Source organism: Streptomyces sp. NPDC057486 (assembly GCF_042802415.1).
Taxonomy (GTDB): domain Bacteria; phylum Actinomycetota; class Actinomycetes; order Streptomycetales; family Streptomycetaceae; genus Streptomyces; species Streptomyces yanii.
This window is the reverse complement of the sequence record NZ_JBHVEE010000238.1, coordinates 1-7,577: the sequence shown is the minus strand read 5'-3', so window position 1 is coordinate 7,577 and position 7,577 is coordinate 1. Positions and strand designations below refer to the sequence as shown.

The window sequence follows — 7,577 nt, the reverse complement described above, 5'->3', positions numbered from 1 at the left end:
ACACCCTCACGCCCTGTCGGTCGTACAGAGACGGGTGAGGTGACCGCGAAGGGCACGCCGAAAACGCGGGCTGCGACCTGGTGGGACCACACCGGGCCGCTGGCCGTCGTCTTCGCCGGCGGCGCTGATTCAACCCGCGGCGACCTGGTTTTTCCCGTGCGCTTGCCGTCCGGCTCCGGACGCTGGCCATATCTGCTGCATTTCCTGAACAACCCGGACACCTGGCACAAGATCGACCTCGTGCGCCGGCGGGACACCTCTGCACCGGGAGGGTGGGCATACGAAGCCCACCTGATGGTCCTCACCAGCGGCTACGCGTCACCGGTGACGAAGGCCCGCCGCCAGGCGGCGGCCGCACTCGAGCGGCGCGGCGGGGTCGACGGCAACGTCTCCAACCTGTCCATCGTCTCCTTCCCGGCCACCTTCGACCCCGCCGACGGCTACGTCGAAGCGACCCGCATCGAGCCGTCCGACGAGGAGCTCGCCGCGCCGGCAAAGGCCCGCCGCAGGGAACGCGGCCGTAAGAGGGCGCTCGACCGTTCCCGCCGGGCGTCCAACCCTGACCAGTACCGGCCGTCGAAACGTCAGCAGGTCCGCGCCGAACGACGGGCCGCAACAGGCCTGCCCGAGCGGACCGTTGACATGCCCCGCGGTGCGAGGGCGGCGAACAAGGCCGGGGTGCCGAAGCAGGCATACTGGCGCGACAGCTTGTCGGCCGGCTACCGGCTCAACCGGGCCCGCCTCGCCGAAGCCGCCGCCACCCAGGCCGCGGCGAAAGACCACCGTGCCCGGCTCATCGCCGCAGACATCATCACCGACCACGGCGCGAACCTCACCGTCGAGGACTGCGACATCCGCACCTGGTACCGCCGGTGGGGCAAAGCCCTCCAAGCCACCACACCAGGCAGGCTCATAGCCGCCATCGGCCGCGAGTGCGAGAAATCCGGCGGGCGAATGCTTCGCGCCTCCACCTTCACCACGAAGCTGTCCCAGACCTGCTTCTGCGGCAAGAAGGTCATCAAAACCCTTGCCGCCCGGATCCATGTCTGCACCTCGTGCGGGCTCGTCGGCGACCGGGACAAGGTCTCCGCAGCTCTGGGCGCCCACGTCCGCCTCACCGACCCGGACGCCCCCAGCACCGCGCGCCTGGACATAGTCCAGGCACGCCACACACAGATCTTGTTCCATGAAGGGCTGCAAGAAGCCCTGTCGAGTCAACCGCAGCGCGGTGCCCGCCCCACCCGGGGCCGCACCCACGCGGCAGCCAAAAAACCGGGACACCCCGACCAAAGGCCTCTGCTCGGCGAAACGCCACCACCCGGTACCGGACAAACCCCGAATGAGACCCGACCCGCAACCAAGCGGCACAAGGCCCACGTCGGAGCAGCCGGCTGCACGGACAACACACCACCCAGGCGTGCCAGGTCCGTGCAGACACCGGGCGGACATCACAGCATTACGTGATGACTCTTAGTGCATCCTGCTGCCCATGCGCATGGAGACCTTGCCGACCGGGCGCGGCGAGCCTTGCACAGCCTTGAGGATGCGCCATAAGTGATCTTCTCCCCCGTGTGGGCAGAGTCGACGACCGGGTTGGTGTCCCTGTCCCGCGAGGGTGACGTTGTGCCGGCAGGCGACGCAACTCGTAGGTAGTACACACCGTCGCCCGGTCGGCGTGAGGCTCCGGGCAGCGTGATCTGACCTGGGCGGTGTGAGGAGAGGAGCTCCGCGGGAGCTCCTTGATCGGTGCTCACGTCTCGACGCATCCAGTACCAGGCCGACGATCGCACCAGCCATCCGATAGGAACGTGAAGACTGCACCGGCTGCCACCACGGGAAATTTGGAGCTTTCGCCAGTACGCCGCCCCGGCCGACGAGAGGGAGACTTCCCGCCAGGGGCTGCGGCCTGTCCCGAAGGCCGACGCCAAGGACAAAGGGGGAACAGCACGATGAGTGGTCAGCTGTACGACGAGATCGGCGGGGCGTTCGAGGGCTTCAAGACCCTCCCGCTCGCGCGCCACGCGGAGGTGCCCGGCTTCCTTGCCCTCGTCGGCGACGTGAACGGCAAGTCGATCCTCGACCTGGCCTCCGGAACCGGCTTCTACAGTCGGGAGTTCAAGCGCCGCGGTGCATCCCACGTCCTCGGCGTCGACATCTCCTCCACGATGGTCGACGCGGCCCGGGCACTGGAGGACAGCGACCCGCTGGGCGTGCAGTACGAGGTCGGCGACGTCGCCGAGCTGCGCACGTTCGAGCAGCGCTTCGACACCGCGGTTGCGGTCCAGCTGTTCAACTACGCCGAGGATGTCGCGACCATCGAACGGATGTGTCGCAACATCCACCGCAGTATCGCGGACGGGGCCGAGTTCTTCGCCTTCGTGCAGAACCCAGACTTCCGTTTCGACGGGCCGTCCCTGGCCAAGTACGGCTTCCTGTGCGAATCGCTCGGCGAGGAAACCGAGATCGGACCGCGCGTGAGGATCACCGCGCTCCTCGACCCGCCGATCTCGTTCGTCGCTAACCCGCCCAGCCGCGAGGTCTACGAGAAGTGCCTGCGGGCGGCCGGATTCAACGAGGTCACCTGGGTTCCCCTGGAGGTCTCCGCCGCCGGCGTGCGCAAGTACGGGAAGGACTTCTGGGACGACTACGCCGCCAACCCTCCGCTGACGATGCTGCGCTGCCGCGCCTGACCCGGAGCGGCCCGTCCCCGGTTCAGCCGGGGACCGGTCCAGGGTCGTCCCTTGCGGACCGGGTCCACGCCTTCCCGCCGCAACGCGGTGATCGGCTTGTCGAACTGACGCGGACTCAGCCCGGCGAACGGGGCCATCCAGGAGGGCTCCGACGCCGTGATCACACCAGCCACGACCAGGATCATTACATGAGATGGGGCCACTCATGGGGCAGCGGTCCACGGCTACCGTGATCCTGGCACCGGGCCAGTTAGCCCCAGGCGGCCACATACTGCTGCCACGAACTCGGCGGCGGCGGGCGTCGACGGCCCTGTCCGTCCGTCGCGTTGGTGGGCAATGGCCGCGGCGACGACCTCATTGTTCCCGTGGTGGTCCAGGTACCAACGGCCGCCGTCGAGCTTGGAACACAGCTGCCCATCATCGGCAAATCGCAGCGCACGACAGGCGTTGAGGGCCGCATACGTCACGGTCGCGTGGTCCATCGCCCACCGCAGCTCGCTGACCATCGCGGCGCCGACACGATCCGCAGGAATCGCGCCGAAGACCTCCATCGCCGGTGGTCCGCAGACGGCGAGCGCATGCTCTCGACACACGGCGCAGTGCAAGACCAGGTCGGCGTCACCGGCATGGCCGACTCCGGGGATCACGGCGGTCTCGGTCGCGGTGGTACGAACGTGAACCTCGAACGGGCAGGACCCGAGGCTGGCCGCAGTCGCCGCGGTAATGACGCTCATCTCCAAACCCGTGCCGGGACACCATGCCACGGTCCCCACCACCGTATCGCCCAAGGCCTGCTGGTCGGTCCTGGTGCCAGGCTCGGCGACGACGGCCAGCACATCCACATCGCTGCGGGAGGCATGGAATCCCCCCAGCACGGCCGAGCCATGCAAGTAGACGCCGATCAGGTCGGGGCGCATCCCGGCAAGGACATCCGAGACCTCGGCGACGTAACGGACGACTTCGGAGGGCACAAGAGCATCGGTAGCCACGAAGCCGAGCATATTGGCGCCCCCAACGAGCCGGCCGCCAGCGCGGCATCACGCTGCCGGGGTCTCTTCAAATCCCGGCGAGCGGACGATGTGACGACCGGTCCTGAGCAGAATGATCTAAAGGGTGATCAATGAGCATTACCGGCACTCTTCTGGCCCTCCCCGGGTGCCCGACCCTAGCGTTCCGGTCGCCATCGCAGGACGGGTAGCCGGGTGCGGAGCGTTCCTCCCCGGATGCCCTTCGGACCCACATCCGGGAGACCATCGATGAAACGTACAGCTCGCGCCGCAACCGCGCTCGCCGTCACCGTCGCGCTCGCGGCGGCCGGAACCGTCACCAGCCTCGCCAGCACCGACAACCATGCCGACAACCTGACGACCTGGGCCGTCGCGCCACAGGCAAAGGTGACAAAGCAGACCCCGGAGCAGGACGAGTACAACAAGGCGAACGGCCGCCCCCTCCCCACGCCTGAACTTCTCCAGCCGACGCTCGACACCGGCCTGGAAACGTATCGGGCCAAGCCGAAGAACTCGCTGCACGGCGACTACGAGTGCGCCGCCTCGGATGTGCTCGCCGATCTCTCCCACAAGTGGATCAAGGAATTCGAGAAGAAGTACCCCAAGGTCCACATCAGCGTGAACCCGCCCTATGCCGGAAGCCTCGGGGCCCTGGAGTTGATCAAGGGCAAGCTCGACTGCGTCTTCGTGTCGCGTGAACTGAAGCCGACGGACATCGAGGGCTTCCACGACGCCTTCGGCTACGACCCGCTCAGCATCCCCATATCCGGGGGGAGTTACCGGCACTTCGGCTTCCTGGACTCGGTCGGGTTCATGGTCAACAAGAAGAACCCGGTGGACAAGCTCTCCCTCGACCAACTCGACGCCGTGCTGTCCACCACCCACAACCGCGGCGGTGCGGCCGCCACCACGTGGGGCGACCTGGGTGCGACCGGCGACTGGGCCGACAAGCCGGTCCACATCGTCGGCATCGAGCCGTGGAACGGCTTCGAGGAGTTCGTCCGCCAGCGGGTGCTCGACCACGACGGCAAGCGCGGCGAGTGGCGTCCGGGGGTGGCGAACGGCACGACTCCCGCCGATCCCGCGGTGCACTGGGAGAAGACCGTCTTCAACCTTTCCAAGGCGGTCTCCGAGGACCCCTATGCCATCGGATACACAGGGATGGCCTATGTCGACTCCGCGGTCAAGGTCATCTCGCTCAGTGACCACGTCGGCGACCCGGCGTACGCCCCCACGTACGAGAACGTCGCCTCGGCTGCGTACCCGCTGAGCCGGGTCACCTATTTCAACGTCAACAAGAAGCCGGGGAAGGAGATGGACCCGGTCATGGAGGAGCTGCTCCGGTTCATCCTCAGCAAGCAGGGCCAGCAGGTGGTCTCGGGTCAGCAGACCTTCCTGCCGCTGCGCTCCGGTCAGACCCGCGACAGCCTCGACGCGCTCGACACCGCGCCCTGATCACCCTTGGCTCGTAGCCCCGGCACGGGCGTCGGGGCGGGCACCGGGAGTGGGTGGCACCTGAGACGTCAGGAGCCACCCCGTGGGGAGCCCAAGACAACGGATCGATAACAAGCCGTGCTGTTGGCTGAGACAGTGGCAGATGTCGTTCGGTCCGCAGTCGTGGTCGGCGCCGCGTGTTGCGATGAGACAGGAACTGCGTTGATACACCTGAAGTGTTGCGATATGCGTGCCCTCGATGACGATGCGGTATGACGGCCCAGCTCGTCGGCAGCTCCGCGACCGCCCGGACGAGTAACAGCCGCAGTCACGCTCTGCTCGGCTCGCCGGGGGTGCCACCGGGCCCGTAGGCAGAGAAAGTGCAGCCCGCGGTCTATGGACAGGGCGGTCTGGGTTGCTGCCCCTCACACCGGGGCCCGCGCCACCCCAGAGGTCGCGGCCCCGGTGACGCCCGGCGGACGGAGCCGACGGTGGTGCCAGGCCCGAGTCCCACACCCGCCGCCCTGGCCGGCTGACGGGTGCTGCGCCCTCCGGTGGGAATCCAGCACCAACGACCCGTCCCGTACACACCCGTCGATGTGTACAGTTTGGGGATATGGATGAGACGTATCCGCTGGTTCAGGCCCGCAACGAGCTCGGGCAGCTCGTCAACCGGGTCCGTCACGGCCACGAAACCATCGTGATCAGCGACTACGGCACCCCTGCGGCGGCCCTGATCCCCGTCGACGAATTGGATGAGCTGCGCCGTCTTCGGGACGAGGCCGACATCGCCGACGCCGAGGGCCGCAAGGCCGCGGGCGGGCCGGTGGTGACACACGAGGCTTTCATGGCCGAGCTGGAGGCTGAGGACGGGCAGGCCGCCGCGTCGTGATGTACACCGTGGTATGGCAGCACCAGGCCACCACCGAGTTCCGCCGCCTGCGCCGGCTCGACCCCCAAGGGGCCAAGGAGTGCGCCGTCGTCGTGCGTGCCCTGGCCGACGACCCCCGTCCGCCTGAGGCCCGCCAACTGGGCGGCTCCGCCTACTGGCGGCTGCCGGTGGGCGACTGGCGCATCCTGTACGAGCCTGAGGATGAGACGATCACCGTGCTCGTACTGAAAGTCGGTCGCGTTCCCTCACCGACCTGATGATTCAGTTCGGCCTCGACCCCCAGCTAAAAGCCATCCCCGGCCAACGTTCGTTGGGCCGTCGGACGATGCGACAGCGCACTGCTGCCGCAGGCCGTCCGCAGTCCCGCTCCAGAAGGCAGACCTCGCCCGTGTTTCAGGAAACCCCGATCTACAACCGCCTTGTCAGCGAACAAGGTGACATCCCTGCCCAGGTACGCGGTGAGGCCCAGCGAATACAGCGAGACCTGGAACGTGTCATGCCGCTCGGGCACCAGCCTGTCAGTGCCTGGCTGGCGCAGGGCGACGCTCACCTACGGCAAGGCGGCTGAGGCCGCACGTGCGGAGCCGCTCGGCCGCGTTGCGTGACCGCCGCCCCTGGGGTCCACGGAGGTGTCTGGACTTCGGCGCGGACGGAGAGGGTGCGGACGCGGGCTCGTGACCGCCCGCACCCGAAACGGACCACCGTCGGCCGGTCACCGAGCGGGTCGGCATCGGCTCCAGGGGAGGGGACAGGTGCACCCTCCATCCCTACGCCATCGAGGCGCGGCCCGCCCGGCGGGCTGCCCGGCATGCCCCTGGCGAAGGTGTACGTCCAGTGGGATCCCGGGACCTTCGAGGAGGAGACGGAGAACGCTCGTTACACCTGGGAGATGCTGGACGGCCAGGAAGGCCTCGACATCGACCCGGGCCACATCCTCGCCCGGGGTGTCACCTCTGGCGCAGACATCCCTGGTCGGCCTTCTCCGGGATGGTGCACCGCACGCCTCGTCCGTGCAGGGAGACGCGGTTCGCGCGGGAGCCGTACGCCCTGTCCGCGCCGACCTTGTCCGGGTTTCGTGCGCGGGCGGCCCGGTCCGGTTCGGGGCACCCTGGTGTCAGGCGGAGAGTGCCTTGTGGAGGGCGTCGAGGCCGTCGTGGTAGATGGTGGTGAAGAGGTCGACGACTTCGTCCTCGGTGGCGTTGTGGGGGTTGAAGCGGCCGGACCATTGGACTTCGGCGATGTCGTTCCGGCCGGGGACTGTGTGGACGCGGATGGTGGAGAGGTAGCCGGTGACGGGGAAGGGTGCTTGGAGGATGGCGTAGCTGTAGTGGCGTTCGGTCTCGTTGAAGTCGACCAGTCGTTCGATGATCACTTCGCCGTCGGGGTTGGTCAGTCGGCGGACGCGGCCGCCTTCGAGGGGGGTGCTTTCGGGGATGTAGGGGAGCCAGTCGGGCAGGGCGTCGAAGCCGCCGATGAGGTTCCAGACCTGGTCGGGGGAGGCGGGTACGGTGCGGCTGACGGAGGTGGAGGCCATGGTCTTTCTCCTGGGTCCTG

At 67.9% G+C, this 7,577-nt stretch carries 7 protein-coding genes and 1 pseudogene; 5 read left to right on the top strand and 3 right to left on the bottom strand.

Annotated features, from left to right (window positions below; all coding sequences use genetic code 11):
- Both ACFU6I_RS47070 and ACFU6I_RS47065 read left to right on the top strand, forming a co-directional pair.
- Positions 1–1,464: transposase (locus tag ACFU6I_RS47070; RefSeq protein ID WP_384380328.1), on the top strand; the 1,464-nt coding region annotated here is incomplete at its 5' end.
- Between the two features lie 485 nt (positions 1,465–1,949).
- Positions 1,950–2,690, top strand: coding sequence for a class I SAM-dependent methyltransferase (locus tag ACFU6I_RS47065; RefSeq protein ID WP_384380325.1), 741 nt, complete (start codon positions 1,950–1,952; stop codon positions 2,688–2,690).
- Between the two features lie 17 nt (positions 2,691–2,707).
- On the opposite strand, the pseudogene ACFU6I_RS47060 reads toward ACFU6I_RS47065, so the two are convergent.
- Positions 2,708–2,863: pseudogene (locus tag ACFU6I_RS47060) on the bottom strand (IS5/IS1182 family transposase); the annotation flags it as partial.
- 51 nt (positions 2,864–2,914) lie between these two features.
- The gene (locus ACFU6I_RS47055; protein WP_384380322.1) at positions 2,915–3,691 is read right to left on the bottom strand and encodes an aminoglycoside adenylyltransferase domain-containing protein; all 777 of its coding nucleotides are present in this window, start codon (positions 3,689–3,691) and stop codon (positions 2,915–2,917) included.
- 255 nt (positions 3,692–3,946) lie between these two features.
- On the opposite strand from ACFU6I_RS47055, the gene ACFU6I_RS47050 reads away from it, so the two are divergent.
- From ACFU6I_RS47050 to ACFU6I_RS47040, 3 genes are all read left to right on the top strand, one after another.
- The gene (locus tag ACFU6I_RS47050) at positions 3,947–5,152 is read left to right on the top strand and encodes a PstS family phosphate ABC transporter substrate-binding protein (protein ID WP_384380319.1); all 1,206 of its coding nucleotides are present in this window, start codon (positions 3,947–3,949) and stop codon (positions 5,150–5,152) included.
- A gap of 595 nt (positions 5,153–5,747) precedes the next feature.
- Positions 5,748–6,023, top strand: a complete 276-nt coding sequence (locus tag ACFU6I_RS47045) for a type II toxin-antitoxin system prevent-host-death family antitoxin (RefSeq protein ID WP_345509593.1) — start codon at positions 5,748–5,750, stop codon at positions 6,021–6,023.
- A complete protein-coding gene (locus ACFU6I_RS47040) occupies positions 6,023–6,280 on the top strand; it encodes a type II toxin-antitoxin system RelE/ParE family toxin (protein WP_384380331.1) in 258 nt (85 codons plus the stop codon). Before ACFU6I_RS47045 ends, ACFU6I_RS47040 begins: the two co-directional genes overlap by 1 nt.
- An 857-nt stretch (positions 6,281–7,137) precedes the next feature.
- Here ACFU6I_RS47040 and ACFU6I_RS47035 read toward each other — a convergent pair.
- Positions 7,138–7,557 carry an SRPBCC family protein gene (locus ACFU6I_RS47035; protein ID WP_384380316.1) on the bottom strand — a complete coding sequence of 140 codons (420 nt, stop codon included), beginning with the start codon at positions 7,555–7,557 and terminating at the stop codon, positions 7,138–7,140.
- Positions 7,558–7,577 lie beyond the last annotated feature (20 nt).